Genomic DNA, 14,584 nt, shown 5'->3' with positions numbered 1-14,584 from the left:
TACAGTGCGGCGGCCCGTCTCCGCGCCGTCCGCCCAGCTGCCTGCCCGACACTCCGTGGCGGGGCGGACGGCTCCGCCGGCCGGGCCGAGTGGGCTCAACGCCGTTCAGCTAGAGGTGCCTTGTCGGCTGCGGGTTGGTTGTGGCTGGTCGCGCCCGTGCGGCGGAGCCGCAGGTGTCACCGTCCCGCGCCCCCGAGTCATGCGATACCTGGCGGTCGTTGCGAAGTACCAGTAGGGCGACGTCGTCCGCGGGGGCGCCGCCCGTGTGGCGCAGGAGCGCGGTGAAGACCGAGCCCAGTACGGCCTGAGGAACGGCGGCGGGGTTGCCACGGACGACCTCCGACAGCGCCTCGGACAGGGGGAAGAACGAGCCACGCGCGTCCCTCGCGTCCTCGGCTCCGTCCGTGTGCAGGACCAGTGCCTCGCCGGGCAGCAGAGGGCCGCAGCGCAGGGCGGACAGTTCGGACGGGAGCGGGAACGGGCCGAGAGGTGGCAGGGGATCCGCGCGGGCGAGAGGTTCGACGCGGCTGCCGCTGAGCAGATACGGCCACGGGTGGCCGCAGTTGAGGGCATGCACCTCCCCGCCCCGGCCGATCTCCAGCAGCAGTACGGTCACGAACTCCTCGGCGACCGGGTTGTCGGGCTCCGGTCCGGCCGAGGGGTGCTCGGCGCGGGCGCGCTCGCGCAGATGCCGGGCCAGCGCGCGTTCCAGCCGGCGCAGCACACCGTCGAGTTCGGCCTCGTCGTGGGCGGCCTCGCGGAAGCTGCCGAGGACGGCGGCGGCCGTGCCGATCGCGGCCAGCCCGTGTCCGCGGACGTCGCCCATCACGACCCGTACGCCGTGCTCGGTGGCGACGACCTCGTACAGGTCGCCACCGATGGTGGCGCCGCGGTCCGCGGACAACTGGGCGGCGGCGATGTGAAGCCCGTCGATGCGCGGGGGCAACGGCCGCAGCAGCACGCTCTGGGCGGCGCCGGCGACCTGACGGGCCTGCCGGAGTTCGCGCAACAGGGTGCGGTGGACGTGGAGTATCAGTCCGGTGCCGACGAAGAAGAAGACGGCGCTGGTGACCGCACGCGCGCCGAACCCGTTCTGCTGGGCGAGCGGACAGGCCAGCTTGTACGTGATCGCGACGGCTCCCCAGACCGTGGGCAAGCCGAGCGAGAGCGCCCGGCGCAGCGGCCTGCGACAGGGCCGACGGGTGCTCGTCCGGAGCCATGCGGGCAGGCCCCGGTGGGTGGGCCCCCGTGAGTCCGTCCGGGTCCGCCCCACCCTGCGGGGCACCCCAGCCTTGATGCGGATCATGCCGATGGGCCCCCCAATTAGGCCTGACAGCGCAATCGGACCGACCCCGAAAGGCCGGTCCGATTCTGTCGACCGCATGGCCGGATCGGGCCAGTTCACCCGGACATCTCACCCGATCGAGTGAGATGGAGGGACAACCCGCAGCCGGCCGACCACAGCGGCCCGCACGACTAGCCCCTCAGCACAGCCCCCGTACGCTCGCCCGCGAGGGCAACCGCCGCATCCCGAGCCGCCGACGCCTCATCCACCGTCAGCGTCCGATCGGACGCCCGGAACCGCAACGCATACGCGAGCGACTTGCGACCGTCCCCGAGCTGCTCCGCGTTCTCATATACGTCGAACAGCCGGATCGCCTCCAGCAGTTCACCCGCGCCCTCACGCAGCGCGGCCTCCACATCGGCGTGCGGTACGAACTTGTCGACCACCAGCGCGACATCCTGGGTGGCGACGGGGAACGTCGAGATGCCCGGCGCCTGCGGCGTACCGTCACCGACCTGCTCCAGCGCGTCTAGGTCGAGCTCCATCGCACAGGTGCGGGCAGGCAGCCCGAGCGCCTTCACCACACGCGGGTGCAGCTCACCCGCGTGACCGACGACCCGCTCGGCACCGTCCGCGACGACGACCAGCTCGGCGCACCGCCCCGGGTGCCACGGCCCGTACTGCCCACCGCGGACCACCAGTTCGGCACCGGCTTCACGCGCGACCGCACGCGCTGCCTCGACCGCGTCGGCCCAGTCGGCCGGACGGCCCTTGCCCCACCAGCCGGCCTGCTCGCGGGCGCCCGCGAGGACGACGGCGACGTGACGCGGCTGCTCGGGAAGCGCGGCGTTCAGCTCCGCGATCTCCTCGTCGGTCGGACGCCGCTCGACGGACAGCGACACCGCGACCCGCTGCTCCTCGCGCGGGAGGAAGACCAGGCCGGTCTCGAACAACGCCAGGTCGTGGGAGCCCCGGCCGTCATTGCGCCGCAGGGCACCGAGCAGGCCCGGCAGCAGCGACGTCCGAAGGGCCGGCTCCTCGTCGTTGAGCGGGTTGACCAGCTTGACGACTCGGCGGGCCGGGTCGTCCGCCGCGAGGGCGAGCTGGTCGAAGACCTGCTCGCTGACGAACGGGTAGTTCGGCGCCTCGACGTATCCGGCACCGGCCAGGGCCCGGCCGACACGGCGGTGCAGCCGCTGCCGGTGGGTCAGGCCGCGGCCGGACGGCGGCTTGGGCAGCGTGGAGGGCAGGTTCTCGTAGCCCTCCAGGCGGATGACCTCTTCGGCGAGGTCGTTGACCTCGGCGAGGTCGGGCCGCCAGGACGGCACGGTGACGATCAGCTCGTCCTGCCCGTACACGTCGCAGCCGATCTGCTGGAGACGGCGTACGACGGTCTCGCGGCCGTACTCGACGCCCGCGACCTTGTCCGGGTGGTTCGCCGGGACGGTGATGGTGTGCGGCGCGGACGGCGCGATCACCTCGGTGACGCCGGCCTCGGCGGTGCCGCCCGCGAGCAGCACCAGCAGGTCGACCGTGCGCTGGGCGGCGGCGGAGGCGGCCTGCGGGTCGACGCCGCGCTCGAAGCGCTTGGACGCCTCGGAGGACAGCTTGTGGCGGCGCGCCGTACGGGCGATGGAGACCGCGTTGAAGTGCGCGGCCTCGATCACGATGTCGGTCGTGCCCTCGGCCTCGGTGTGGTCGGCGATCTCCGTGTTGGCGCCGCCCATGACGCCGGCGAGGCCGATCGGGCCGCGCTCGTCGGTGATCACCAGGTCCTCGGCGTGCAGGGTGCGGGTGACGCCGTCGAGGGTGACGATCTTCTCGCCCTCCTCGGCCCGGCGGACTCCGATGGTGCCCTGGACGAGCGTGCGGTCGTAGGCATGGAGCGGCTGGCCGAGCTCCATCATCACGTAGTTGGTGACGTCGACGGCGAGCGAGATCGGGCGCATGCCGACCTTCTGCAGGCGGCGCTGCAGCCAGATCGGGGAGCGTGCCTCGGGGCTCAGACCGGTGACGGTGCGCGCGGTGAAGCGGTCGCAGCCGACGGGGTCGGAGACCTGCACCGGGTAGCCGAAGGCGTTCGGGGCCGGGACGTCGAGGAGGGCCGGGTCGCGCAGCGGGAGGCCGTAGGCGATGGCGGTCTCGCGGGCGACGCCGCGGATGGACAGGCAGTCGCCGCGGTTGGCGGTGACGGCGATGTCCAGGACCTCGTCGACCAGTTCCAGGAGCTCGATGGCGTCCTTGCCGACCTCGGTCTCCGGCGGCAGCACGATGATGCCGTGGCTGCCGTCGTCGCCCATGCCCAGCTCGTCGCCGGAGCAGATCATGCCGTGGGACGTCTTGCCGTACGTCTTGCGGGCGGCGATCGAGAAGCCGCCCGGCAGGGTGGCGCCGGGCAGCACCACGACGACCTTGTCGCCGACGGCGAAGTTGCGGGCGCCGCAGACGATCTCCTGGGGCTCGCCGGTGCCGTTGGCCTGGCCGACGTCGACGGTGCAGAAGCGGATCGGCTTCTTGAAGCCCTCCAGCTCCTCGATGGTCAGCACCTGGCCGACGACGAGGGGGCCCTTGAGGTCGGCGCCGAGGTGCTCGACGGTCTCGACCTCCAGACCGGCCGAAATGAGCTTGGCCTGGACGTCACGTCCGGTCTGAGTCGCCGGCAGGTCGACGTACTCCCGCAGCCAAGAAAGCGGGACCCGCATCAGATCTCCATCCCGAACGGCCGGGTGAACCGGACGTCACCCTCGACCATGTCTCGCATGTCTTCGACGTTGTGGCGGAACATCAGCATCCGCTCGATGCCGAACCCGAAGGCGAAGCCGCTGTACTTCTCCGGGTCGACGCCGCAGGCGGTCAGCACCTTGGGGTTGACCATGCCGCAGCCGCCGAGCTCGATCCAGCCCTCGCTGGAGCAGGTGCGGCAGGGCCGGTCGGGGTTGCCGACGGACTCGCCACGGCAGACGTAGCACACCATGTCCATCTCGGCGGACGGCTCGGTGAAGGGGAAGAAGTTGGGCCGCAGCCGGGTCTTCATACCCTCGCCGAACAGCGCCTGCACCATGTGGTCCATGGTGCCCTTGAGGTCGGCCATGGTGAGGCCCTCGTCCACGGCGAGCAGCTCGACCTGGCGGAAGACGGGCGTGTGCGTGGCGTCCAGCTCGTCGGTGCGGTAGACGACGCCGGGGCAGATCACGTAGACCGGCAGCTCGCGGTCGAGCAGGGAGCGGATCTGCACGGGCGAGGTGTGGGTGCGCAGCACGACGCCGGACTCGGTGCCGCCGTCAGGGCCCTGCACGAAGAACGTGTCGGCCTCGCCGCGGGCCGGGTGGTCCGGGCCGATGTTCAGGGCGTCGAAGTTGAACCACTCGGCCTCGACCTGAGGGCCCTCGGCGACCTCGTAGCCCATGGCCACGAAGACGTCCTCGATGCGCTCCGAGAGCGTGGTGAGCGGGTGGCGGGCGCCTGCCGGTACGCGGTCGTACGGCAGCGTGAGGTCCACCGCCTCCTCGACCAGCACCCGCTGGTCGCGCTCGGCCTCGAGCTCGGCCTGGCGGGCTGCCAGCGCCTTGCTCACGGCGCCGCGGGCCTGGCCGACGCGCTTGCCGGCGTCGGCCTTGGCGTGCGGGGGCAGGGCGCCGATCTCGCGGTTGGCGAGGGCCAGCGGGGAGGTGCCGCCGGTGTGGGCGACCTTGGCCTCCTGGAGCGCGTCGAGGGAGTCCGCGGCGGCGAAGGCGGCGAGCGCCTCGTCCCGCATGCGCTCGATCTCTTCCGGTTTCAAGGCCTCGACCTCTACAGGGTCGTACGACTTATTCGGTGCCGACATCTCTTCCCGTGCTTCCGATTGGCTGGCTGAAGGTCCCCGTCACCGACTCACTCAGAGGTCAGAGGGCCGTCTGTGGGACACAAAGGTGCCAAAGGCCGAGTCTAACGGGGTGGAGGTGTACGAATGCGCCCGCGGGCTGCTCAGGTCAGATAGGCCGGAGCGCTCACGGGCAACGTAAATCGGAACTCGGCGCCGCCGCCGGGGGCGCGGCCGACCGTGATGGTGCCGCCGTGGGCCTCGACGATGCCCTTGACGATGTAGAGCCCGAGGCCGGTGCCGCCGCGCTTGCTGCCCCGCCAGAAGCGGGTGAAGACGCGGTTCATGGACTCCTCCGGGATGCCGGACCCCTCGTCGCTCACCGTGACCGACGTGGCAGCGTGTTCATGGCCTTCCCCTTCGCGCGGGGACGCCGTGGGCGTGATGTCAATCGTGACGGTTCCCTCGCCGTGGCGCACCGCATTTTCCAGGAGGTTGCTGAGCACCTGGTCGATCTTGTCGGGGTCGGCCCACAGGGCGGGCAGCGGCTGCTCCAGGCGCAGCAGGAACCGGTCGGCGGGCAGGCCCGCGGCGACGTACGCCTGGATGTGGCGCCCGACGGCGGCGCCGATGTCGACGGGCTGGCGCCTGACCTCCAGCCGCCCGGAGTCGATCCGCGAGATGTCGAGCAGCTCGGCGATGAGCCGGGTGACCCGGTCGGCGTCGGCGTCGACGGTCTCCAGCATCAGCCGTTTCTGGTCGTCGGTGAAGCGTTCCCACTTCGCGAGCAGGGTGGCCGTGAACCCCTTGACCGAGGTGAGCGGGGAGCGCAGCTCGTGGGCGACGGTGGCGATCAGCTCGGCGTGGCTGCGCTCGGTGCGGCGGCGGGCCTCGGTGTCGCGGAGGGAGACGACGACCCGGCGGACGGGGCCGGTGGGGCGCGTGCGCACGTACTTCGCGGAGACCAGCACCTCACGCCCCCCGGGCAGCAGCAGATTGCACTCGGGCTGCCCCACCCGGATGGCGAGACCGCCGTACGGATCGGTCAGCTGCCACCAGCGCCGGCCCTCCAGGTCCTCTAACGGCAGGGCCTTCTCCAGCCGCTGTCCGAGGGCGTCCTCGGCGGTGCGGGCGGTGATCCGGGCCGCGGCGGCGTTGAAGCAGATCACGAGCCCGTGCTCGTCCGCGACGACCAGTCCGTCGGGCAGCTGGTCGGGATCGATGCCGAGCTCGGCGAGATCACCGGGCCGGGACGCGGGCGGACGCCGTACGTCCCGAGCGCCCGGTGCGCTGCTCGTGCCGACACTCATCCCCGTACCCCACCTCTCAGGCGTCTGAGGGGCTCCCGAGCTGGTCACCCTACTAGCTCTCGGTGACGGAGCGGCACCCTCCGGAGGCGCGCTGTGCACGGGCCGACGCATAGAGACATACGGCGGCGGCGGTGGCGAGGTTCAGGCTCTCGGCCTTCCCGTGGATCGGGACGCGCACCACCGCGTCCGCGAGTGCGCGGGTCTCCTCGGGGAGCCCCCAGGCCTCGTTCCCGAACACCCAGGCGGTCGGCCCGCCCATGGTCCCCTTGTCGAGTTCGTCGTCGAGGTCGTCCGAACCGGCGCCGTCGGCGGCGAGGATGCGGACGCCGACTCCCTTGAGTCCCTCCACCGCCTCCTCCACGGGGACGCCGACGGCGACGGGGAGGTGGAACAGCGAGCCCACGGAGGCCCGTACGGCCTTGGGGTTGTAGAGATCGACGGAGGCGTCGGTCAGTACGACGGCCTCGGCGCCGGCGGCATCGGCGCACCGCAGCACGGTGCCGGCGTTCCCGGGATCCCGTACGTGCGCGAGCACCGCGACGAGCCTTGGGCGGGCCGCGAGGATCTCGGCGAAGGGCGTGTCGAGGAACCGGCAGATCGCGACGAGTCCCTGCGGGGTGACGGTGGTGGAGATGTCGGCGATGACCTGCTCGTCGGCGAGGTGGACCCGGGCCCCGGCGTCACGTGCCTCACCGATGATGTCGGCATATCGCTCCGCCGCCTCCGGCGTGGCGAACAGCTCGACCAGCGTGGACGCGTGCGCCGCCGCCTCCCGCACGGCCTGCGGCCCCTCCGCGAGAAACAGCCGCTCCTTCCCCCGGAAGTTCCGCTTGGCCAGCCGCCGGGCGGCGGTGACGCGGGGGGAACGGGGGGAGATCAGCTCGGGGGTGGCGGGGGGCATGGAGTCACCTCAGGCAGTTCAGGAAACAGCGGACCCGCAGGCTTCAGCAGCCTGCGGGTCCTTCAGTCACGTCGACTCGAGGTCGGCGGCAGCGTCACGCAGCCTTCGGAGCGTTCACATCCGACGGCAGCGCCTTCTGCGCGACCTCGACGAGCGCCGCGAAGGCGCCCGCGTCGTTGACGGCCAGCTCGGCCAGGATCTTGCGGTCGACCTCGACGTTCGCGGCCTTCAGACCCTGGATGAAGCGGTTGTACGTGATGCCGTTCGCGCGGGCAGCGGCGTTGATGCGCTGGATCCACAGCTGGCGGAAGTCACCCTTGCGCTTCTTGCGGTCGTTGTAGTTGTAGACCAGCGAGTGGGTGACCTGCTCCTTGGCCTTGCGGTACAGGCGCGAACGCTGACCGCGGTAGCCGGAAGCCTGCTCGAGGATCGCCCGGCGCTTCTTGTGGGCGTTGACTGCCCGCTTGACGCGTGCCACTTGTTAACTCCTTGTAGCGGGGCCGTGGTGGTCTTCACACGGCCCGAAATCGATTGGGTCCCGGTCCAGACGTACGGCGTTCGGTGATCGGAGGATCAACCGCGCCGGTGCGTCACTTGCCGAGAAGCTTCTTGATCTTCTTGGCGTCGCCCGGGGCCATCTCGGCGTTGCCGGTGAGGCGGCGCGTCACGCGGGACGACTTGTGCTCGAGCAGGTGGCGCTTGCCGGCGCGCTCACGGAGCACCTTGCCGGAGCCGGTGACCTTGAAGCGCTTGCTGGCACCGCTGTGCGACTTGTTCTTCGGCATAGCGCCGTTCTCTCCTCGTCGGTGGCGCTCCGGTGCCCGGTCACGAAAACCGGGCACTGTGGAGCGTCGCTCTTGTATCGGTTACGTCCTGGGGACTCGCGTCCCCCGGGATCACGCCTCGGCGGGAGCCTCGGCCGGGGCCTCGGCTTCGTCCTCGACGCTGTCGGTCTCCGCGAGGTTCTGCGAGCGGCCGGGGTTGGCCTTCGCGTCGGCCTTGCGGGCCTCCTGAGCCTGGCGGGCCTCGGCCATCGCCTCGGTCTTCTTCTTGTGCGGACCGAGAACCATGATCATGTTTCGGCCGTCCTGCTTCGGGTTCGACTCAACGAAACCGAGGTCCTGGACGTCCTCCGCGAGACGCTGCAGCAGTCGGTAGCCCAACTCGGGCCGGGACTGCTCGCGACCACGGAACATGATCGTGATCTTGACCTTGTCGCCCTGCTTGAGGAACCGAACGACGTGACCCTTCTTGGTGTCATAGTCGTGCGGGTCGATCTTCGGCCGGAGCTTCATCTCCTTGATGACCGTGTGCGCCTGGTTCTTGCGCGCCTCACGGGCCTTCATGGCCGACTCGTACTTGAACTTCCCGTAGTCCATGAGCTTGCACACAGGCGGACGGGCGGTCGCCGCCACCTCGACCAGGTCCAGGTCGTACTCCTGCGCAAGCTCCAGTGCCTTGGCCAGCGGGACAATGCCCACCTGCTCGCCACTGGGACCGACAAGTCGCACCTCTGGAACGCGAATCCGGTCGTTGATGCGGGGCTCGGCGCTGATGGATCCTCCTCGGTTAGCACCACACGGCCATCTGGCGGACGGCCGCGTTTGTCTCTGTTAGACAGACCTAACCGCGCCGAAGCACAAAAAATGCCCCGGACGATCACAGGCGGGGCTCCTGGCACTACCGGAGCACCGCCGCGGTGATGCCGCGGGGCGCACATTCGGGCGACTCCATCGTCCGTACGGAACGATGGTGGCCGCCTGACCGGGGTGACCCGCCGCCCCGAAGGACGGTCAGGTGGGAGATCGGAGCCTCCACTTGTGGGCCAGTCACACTTACACACGTGTGTCCGGCCGGTCGTCACACAAGGTTAGCAGCTAGTCGGGGGTGGTGCGAACCGTCGTACACCGGGGCCTATCGTGTGGGGCATGAGTGACACCCCTGCTGAGTCCGCCGAGTCCGCCGCGGGCCCCGACTTCGACGAGATGACCCGCGACATCGCCGAGGTCCCCGCCGTCGAGGTGATCGTGACGGTCGCCGTCAACCTGATGAGCGCCGCCGCCGTGAAGCTCGGCCTGACGGAGGAGGGCGACAAGTACAAGGACCTGGACGAGGCCCGCAAGCTGGTGCACGCGCTGGCCGGCCTGCTGGACGCGAGCGCGACCGAGATCAGCTCCTTCCACGCGGCCCCGCTGCGCGACGGCCTGAAGTCCCTCCAGCTGGCCTTCCGTGAGGCGTCGCTCGTCCGGGACGAGCCGGGCCAGGGTCCGGGCGAGAAGTACACCGGCCCGATCTACGGCTAGTTCCCCCCTGGTTCCCCGGCTAGTTCACCCGCGTACGTACAAGGGCTCGCCCGGTGGCGTCGCCCCCGCCGGCAGCAGTGCCAGGTCGAGGCCGCGCACCAGGCGGGCCCTCAGCGTCTCGTCGGCGGCGAGCCGCTGCGCGAGCGCACGAGCGGCCTCGGCGGGTGGTGCGGCGGGGTCCAGGACCAGGGCGAGCGTGCCGTCGGCCTGCCCCGGCCCGAGGTGGGCGCGCAGTACCGCGGGCTCGGCGGCCACGGCGTCCCGTACGGCCTCGACGACGGCCGGGTCGGCGAGCGGATCCGTGGTCGTACGGCCCTCCGCAAGCGCCAGCAGCGCGGCCCCCGTCAGCTCGAACGGCACCGGACCGGCCATGTCCAGCAGGACCGTGTCCGCCTTCTCGTGCGCGGCGGCCTGGAGCGCCTGGTGCAGCGGTACGGCGACGGGGCGGGCCGCCGGGTCCCAGCGGGCCAGCGACTCGGTGGAGGTGAAGGCGGGCAGGGCGGTGCGGGAGCCGGCCTTCAGGGTGGGTACGGCCATGTCGCTGGTCTTCTCGCGGCGCAGCCCGTTCTCGTCCTCCTCGACCTCGCCGAGCACGGCCACGACGGGGACGAGGAGCCGGGCGCCTTTGAGGGCCTCCAGGACGGGTCCCGCGGCGGTGCGGTCCTCGGCCCAGGCGACGAGCGCCGCGCTCAGCGCGGGGTCGGCCGAGCCGTCGTCGTCGGAGAAACCGGGGTCGGGAATGTTCTTGTTCGCCACGGTCACCGACCCTATAGGGGGGATGCTGCTGCGCTTGTGCGGGCCCGGAAACCTGCCCGTGACGACTTTCACGGGTTTCTCAGATATCCCTGACACACATCTAACGTTCGTCTAACGGCCCGCACAGTCGGCACCCCGACCATCGCGGGCATGGAGTCTTCCAGAGCCGACCGCAGCCGCCGCTCCCGTCCGTTCCGGCACCGGCCGTTGCTGTACACCGCGCTCGCCTCCGTCGCCGTCCTCGGCGCCACGGCGGGCGGGACCGTGTACGTGAAGGCGCAGGCGCACTCCGGTGCGGGCGCCGTATCGTCGGCGGCGACGCCGTCGGCCTCGTCGTCGGGGTGGGCTGCGGCCTCCGCTTCGGCGAACGGGGAGACATCGGTGGAACCTGTGGCGGAGCCGACCGTCGACCACGACGAGCTGCTGGCCGATGCCATGAAGTCGGTGAGCGTGGAGGACGGCGCGGAGGTGTCCGCGGCCGTGCTCGACCTGGACTCCGGCGAGAGCGCCTCGTACGGCGACGGCGTCTTCGACACGGCGAGCATCGTCAAGGTCGACATCCTGGCGACGCTGCTGCTCCAGGCTCAGGACGCGGACCGGCATCTCACCGCGCAGGAGAAGTCGTACGCCACCGCGATGATCGAGAACAGCGACAACGCGTCCGCGTCGGCCCTGTGGCGGATCATCGGCAAGGCGGAAGGTCTCGACGCCGCGAACGAGCGGCTCGGGCTCACGGACACCGCGGGCGGCGACGACATGCTGTGGGGGCTGACCCAGACCACGGCCGACGACCAACTCACCCTGCTCCGGCAGGTGTTCGGGGACGACTCGGAGCTGAGCGAGGCCTCGCAGACGTACGTCCAGGGGCTGATGGGGCAGATAGCCGTCGACCAGCACTGGGGGGTGTCTGCCGCGGCCGACGGTTCCGGGTGGGCCCTGAAGAACGGCTGGCTGCCACGCAGTACGACCGGGCTGTGGGACATCAACAGCATCGGGCGGGTGACGGCGGACGGCCACGACTATCTGGTCACCGTGCTGTCGAAGGGCAACTCGACGCAGGCGAAGGGGATTTCGCTGGCGGAGGCTACGGCAAAGGCGGCGGTGTCGGTGTTCACGGGAGACGGCGCGTCGGCTTCGCCGTCGCCAGCCGCGTCGGCGGCCGGCTCGAAGTAGCCGCCCGGCGGTCGCCGTACGCCGTCGTAGCCGCTAGAAGTCCTCATACCGCTCGCGTCGGCCGCGCCACAGGACCACCGCCCCGATCAGGAGCACTCCGCCGAGGCCGCCCGCGAGGGGGGCCGCCCAGCCGGCGGTGTCGTTGCCGGTCTCGGCGGTGTCGGGGCCGGAGCCGAAGTACTTGTCGCCGTAGGCGGCGGCCCGCAGGCCCTCCGGCTTGAGGCGGTCGGCCTCGGTGAGGGCGGCCGCCGGGTCGATGAAGCCGAAGCCGCGGGAGTCGTCGCGGCCGCCGGCCGGGGCGTTGCGGGCCGTGTCCTCCAGGAGCTTCTTGACCTGGGCGGGGGTCAGCTCCGGGTGCGCGGCCTTGACGAGCGCGACCGCGCCGGAGACGAAGGCCGAGGCGGCGCTCGTCCCCCAGCCCTCGTAGTACTCGTGGTCGGGGTCGGCGATGACGACGTTGACGCCGGGGGCGCTGACCGTGGCGTACCAGCGGCGGGTGGAGAAGGAGGCGCGGGTGCCGTAGCGGTCGACGGCGGTCGCGGCGATCACGCCCGGGTAGGCCGCGGGGTAGGAGATGTGGTCGCCCTTCTCACCGCCGTTGCCGGACGAGGCGACGACGACGGCGCCCTTCTTGAGGGCGTACTGGACGGCCTCGTCCTCGGCGGGTTCGGGATGGGCGGAGACCGAGTCGTCACCGAGGGAGAGGTTGATGACGTCGGCGCCGTGGTCGGCGGCCCAGCGGATGCCTTCGGCGAGGGCGTTGCCCCGGGTGCTGCGGGCCTTGGCGCGGGCCGGGTCGCCGTCCTCGAGGATCACGCGGACGGGGAGGATCTTCGCCTCGGGGGCGATGCCCATGACGCCGTCGGCGTTGCCGGCGCCGTGTCCGTGGCCGGCGATGATCCCCGCCATCGCGGTGCCGTGCCGGGCCCAGGCGCGGTCTCCGTCCTTCGCGCCGAAGCCGATCATGTCCTTGCCGGTCAGGACGTTGCCGTCGAGGTCGGGATGGTCGGCCTCGACGCCGGTGTCCAGGACGGCGACGGTGATGCCCGCGCCCTTGGTGGTGCGCCAGGCCTGCTGGGTGTGCATGGCGTCCAGGGCCCACTGCTGGGCGCGTATGCCGTCGGCGTGCGCGACAGTGGGCGGGACGAGGGCGACCGAGGCGGCGAGGAGGACGCTCAGGAGGCCGGCCCTGCGGGTCGTGCGGCTCATGGGACGCGTGCGGCTCATGAGGGCTTCTCCGTGGGCGAGTTGACGGTCTTGCGCAGTCCGCGTTCGACACGGTCGGCGAGGCCCTGCGCCTCGTTGCCGAGGCCGGCCTGGGCGGGCGCGGTGGTCGCGCCCGATGCCATGGCCTCGGCGGCGGGCTGCGGGGTGTCGACCGTACGGCCGTCCGCCCAGCCGGAGACCGCGTAGACGACGACGGGGGCGTCGGTGAGGACGGAGACCGTCCAGGAGGCGCGCTGCTTGGTGCCGAAGTCGGCGGCGACGGTGTCCTTCGCGGCGTACGACCGGGGCATGAGGTCGGTGCGGCTGCCGAGGCCCTCGTCCTTGAACCGTTTGCCGAGGGTGCTCATGGCGGCGGCGTCGGCCTTGGTGAAGAGAAGGCCGACGGTGGTGACGTAGCTCTGGGTGGCGTCGGTGTAGGTGGCGCGCAGGAGGCGGGCGCAGCCCACGGTCGAGAGAGCCTTGCGCAGCAGCGGGTCGAAGGCGTCCTGGCAGCCGCTGTCGGGGGCGACGGCGATTCGCGTCCAGGTCCGGTCGGCGCCGCCGGGGCCGGCGCCCTGGCCTTCCAGCGTGGGCGGGAACAGCTGATCGACCGGGATGCTGTGCCACAGCCCGCGGGCGCCGGCGAAGGTGTCGCCCGCCCCGGCCTCCCCCGGTTCCCCGAGGAGCCAACTCCCGGTCACGGCGCCGCCGATGAGCCCCAGCCCGAGCACGACACAGGCGGCCACGACGGCGATCCGCGACCGCCCCCGGAGCGACCGCGGCCGCGCCCTGCCGTCATACCCCTCCGGCTCCCCGAAGGAAATCACCGGCCGCCCCGAACCGGGCGCCCCACCCGGCGCCATGGGGGCGCTCCAGGAGAGGGCGGGGTCCGGGGACAGGGTGGTGGCTTCGGAGGGCGGGGTGGTGGGCCGCGAGGGGATGCGTGGGGTGCTCGGAGGGGCGGTGGGCGGCGAGGGGATGCGGGAGGCGCTCGCGGGAGCGGGGGGTGCCGAGGGAATTCCGGAGGCGCTCGGCGGAACTGCGGGTGCCGAAGGGATGCGGGACGCGCTCGCGGGAGCGGGGGGCGCCGAAGAGGTACGCAAGCTGTTTCCGGGGCCGGTGGCCGACGAAGACGTACGCGGGCCGCTTTCCTGGTCGGCTGACGCCGGGGACGTGCGGGGCGGGTGGGTGCGGCCGGGGACCGGTGCCTGGTGCGCGGGCCGCGGGGGGAAGTCGGGGCGGCGTGCGGGCTCGGCGGGCGTCGTACCCCGGCGAGCGTCCACCTCGGGGGGCAGCTCCGCGGGAATCGGACGCAGCCGGAAGGTCGTCTCCGCCGCGGTCTCGGCGGGTGCGCCGGTACGGCGGGGCGGTATCGGGGGGCGATGGCCGGGGCGAGGAGGTACCGAGCCCGAAGCGGGGGCCGCGGCACTCGGGCGAGACGGCTGCGAACCCGACGCAGAGGGCTCGGCACCAGGCCGGGACGGCACGCCGCCCGAGCCAGAGGGCTCGGCGCTCGGCCGGGACGGCACGGAACCCGGCGCACCGGTGTCACCGCTCCGGCGAGCCGACACAGAACCCGACGCAGGACCCCCGACACCACGTCGAGACGGCACGCCGCCCGACGCAGAGGGCTCGGCGCCACGTCGAGACGGCACGCCGCCCGGGGCAGAAGGCTCGGCATTCGGCCGGGACGGCACGGAACCCGGCGCACCGGTGCTCCGCGGGTGTGGCGGGGAGGTCGGCGTTCCCGTCCCGGTGTTCGACCCGCTCGTCTCGCGGCCCGCAGTCGGCGGGGTGTCGGGGAAGCGGGCGGAGGCCTGGGGCGGGGGCGGGGGACTGGTCCTGCTGGAG

At 71.9% G+C, this 14,584-nt stretch carries 12 protein-coding genes and 1 pseudogene; 2 read left to right on the top strand and 11 right to left on the bottom strand.

Annotated features, from left to right (window positions below; translation table 11 throughout):
• Positions 1-109 precede the first annotated feature (109 nt).
• The 8 genes and pseudogenes from ADK57_RS43490 to infC form a co-directional block, all read right to left on the bottom strand.
• On the bottom strand, positions 110-1,306 hold the full coding sequence (locus tag ADK57_RS43490; RefSeq protein ID WP_078973666.1) for a PP2C family protein-serine/threonine phosphatase: 1,197 nt from the start codon (positions 1,304-1,306) through the stop codon (positions 110-112).
• A gap of 170 nt (positions 1,307-1,476) precedes the next feature.
• Entirely contained in the window at positions 1,477-3,987 is a 2,511-nt protein-coding gene (pheT, locus tag ADK57_RS43485) for a phenylalanine--tRNA ligase subunit beta (RefSeq protein WP_053755301.1), read from the bottom strand.
• Positions 3,987-5,108: a phenylalanine--tRNA ligase subunit alpha gene (gene pheS, locus ADK57_RS43480; RefSeq protein ID WP_053755300.1), complete on the bottom strand. Its 1,122-nt coding sequence runs from the start codon at positions 5,106-5,108 to the stop codon at positions 3,987-3,989. The genes pheT and pheS overlap by 1 nt, the downstream gene beginning before the upstream one ends.
• A 140-nt stretch (positions 5,109-5,248) precedes the next feature.
• The gene (locus tag ADK57_RS43475) at positions 5,249-6,394 is read right to left on the bottom strand and encodes a PAS domain-containing sensor histidine kinase (protein ID WP_053755299.1); all 1,146 of its coding nucleotides are present in this window, start codon (positions 6,392-6,394) and stop codon (positions 5,249-5,251) included.
• A 52-nt stretch (positions 6,395-6,446) separates the two neighbouring features.
• Positions 6,447-7,295 carry a TrmH family RNA methyltransferase gene (locus ADK57_RS43470; protein ID WP_053755298.1) on the bottom strand — a complete coding sequence of 283 codons (849 nt, stop codon included), beginning with the start codon at positions 7,293-7,295 and terminating at the stop codon, positions 6,447-6,449.
• 94 nt (positions 7,296-7,389) lie between these two features.
• The gene (rplT, locus tag ADK57_RS43465) at positions 7,390-7,773 is read right to left on the bottom strand and encodes a 50S ribosomal protein L20 (protein WP_004002577.1); all 384 of its coding nucleotides are present in this window, start codon (positions 7,771-7,773) and stop codon (positions 7,390-7,392) included.
• A 112-nt stretch (positions 7,774-7,885) separates the two neighbouring features.
• Positions 7,886-8,080 carry a 50S ribosomal protein L35 gene (gene rpmI / locus ADK57_RS43460; RefSeq protein ID WP_015661694.1) on the bottom strand — a complete coding sequence of 65 codons (195 nt, stop codon included), beginning with the start codon at positions 8,078-8,080 and terminating at the stop codon, positions 7,886-7,888.
• Between the two features lie 111 nt (positions 8,081-8,191).
• Positions 8,192-8,876: pseudogene (gene infC, locus ADK57_RS43455) on the bottom strand (translation initiation factor IF-3).
• 347 nt (positions 8,877-9,223) lie between these two features.
• Between infC and ADK57_RS43450 the strand changes: the two are divergent.
• The gene (locus ADK57_RS43450; RefSeq protein WP_053755296.1) at positions 9,224-9,598 is read left to right on the top strand and encodes a DUF1844 domain-containing protein; all 375 of its coding nucleotides are present in this window, start codon (positions 9,224-9,226) and stop codon (positions 9,596-9,598) included.
• A gap of 24 nt (positions 9,599-9,622) precedes the next feature.
• On the opposite strand, the gene ADK57_RS43445 is transcribed toward ADK57_RS43450, so the two are convergent.
• Positions 9,623-10,354 carry an SseB family protein gene (locus ADK57_RS43445; RefSeq protein WP_053755295.1) on the bottom strand — a complete coding sequence of 244 codons (732 nt, stop codon included), beginning with the start codon at positions 10,352-10,354 and terminating at the stop codon, positions 9,623-9,625.
• A 150-nt stretch (positions 10,355-10,504) separates the two neighbouring features.
• Between ADK57_RS43445 and ADK57_RS43440 the strand changes: the two genes are divergently transcribed.
• Positions 10,505-11,527: a serine hydrolase gene (locus ADK57_RS43440; RefSeq protein ID WP_053755294.1), complete on the top strand. Its 1,023-nt coding sequence runs from the start codon at positions 10,505-10,507 to the stop codon at positions 11,525-11,527.
• 33 nt (positions 11,528-11,560) lie between these two features.
• On the opposite strand, the gene mycP is transcribed toward ADK57_RS43440, so the two are convergent.
• A complete protein-coding gene (gene mycP, locus ADK57_RS43435; RefSeq protein WP_053755293.1) occupies positions 11,561-12,736 on the bottom strand; it encodes a type VII secretion-associated serine protease mycosin in 1,176 nt (391 codons plus the stop codon).
• Positions 12,737-12,750: 14 nt separating this feature from the next.
• Complete coding sequence (locus ADK57_RS43430; RefSeq protein ID WP_078973664.1) at positions 12,751-13,596, bottom strand: hypothetical protein; 846 nt, start codon at positions 13,594-13,596, stop codon at positions 12,751-12,753.
• Between the last annotated feature and the right edge of the window lie 988 nt (positions 13,597-14,584).

The sequence above is a fragment of the Streptomyces sp. MMG1533 genome (genome assembly GCF_001279775.1).
Classification (GTDB): domain Bacteria; phylum Actinomycetota; class Actinomycetes; order Streptomycetales; family Streptomycetaceae; genus Streptomyces.
This window is presented reverse-complemented; position numbering and strand designations above follow the sequence as displayed.

What these genes read in the sequence shown, in the direction of transcription:
- ADK57_RS43490 (WP_078973666.1), bottom strand. Translation starts at nt 1,306, where the DNA reads ATGATCCGCATCAAGGCTGGGGTGCCCCGCAGGGTGGGGCGGACCCGG.
- ADK57_RS43475 (WP_053755299.1), bottom strand. Translation starts at nt 6,394, where the DNA reads ATGAGTGTCGGCACGAGCAGCGCACCGGGCGCTCGGGACGTACGGCGT.
- ADK57_RS43430 (WP_078973664.1), bottom strand. Translation starts at nt 13,596, where the DNA reads ATGGCGCCGGGTGGGGCGCCCGGTTCGGGGCGGCCGGTGATTTCCTTC.
- pheT (WP_053755301.1), bottom strand. Translation starts at nt 3,987, where the DNA reads ATGCGGGTCCCGCTTTCTTGGCTGCGGGAGTACGTCGACCTGCCGGCG.
- mycP (WP_053755293.1), bottom strand. Translation starts at nt 12,736, where the DNA reads ATGAGCCGCACGACCCGCAGGGCCGGCCTCCTGAGCGTCCTCCTCGCC.
- ADK57_RS43440 (WP_053755294.1), top strand. Translation starts at nt 10,505, where the DNA reads ATGGAGTCTTCCAGAGCCGACCGCAGCCGCCGCTCCCGTCCGTTCCGG.
- ADK57_RS43470 (WP_053755298.1), bottom strand. Translation starts at nt 7,295, where the DNA reads ATGCCCCCCGCCACCCCCGAGCTGATCTCCCCCCGTTCCCCCCGCGTC.
- rpmI (WP_015661694.1), bottom strand. Translation starts at nt 8,080, where the DNA reads ATGCCGAAGAACAAGTCGCACAGCGGTGCCAGCAAGCGCTTCAAGGTC.
- pheS (WP_053755300.1), bottom strand. Translation starts at nt 5,108, where the DNA reads ATGTCGGCACCGAATAAGTCGTACGACCCTGTAGAGGTCGAGGCCTTG.
- ADK57_RS43450 (WP_053755296.1), top strand. Translation starts at nt 9,224, where the DNA reads ATGAGTGACACCCCTGCTGAGTCCGCCGAGTCCGCCGCGGGCCCCGAC.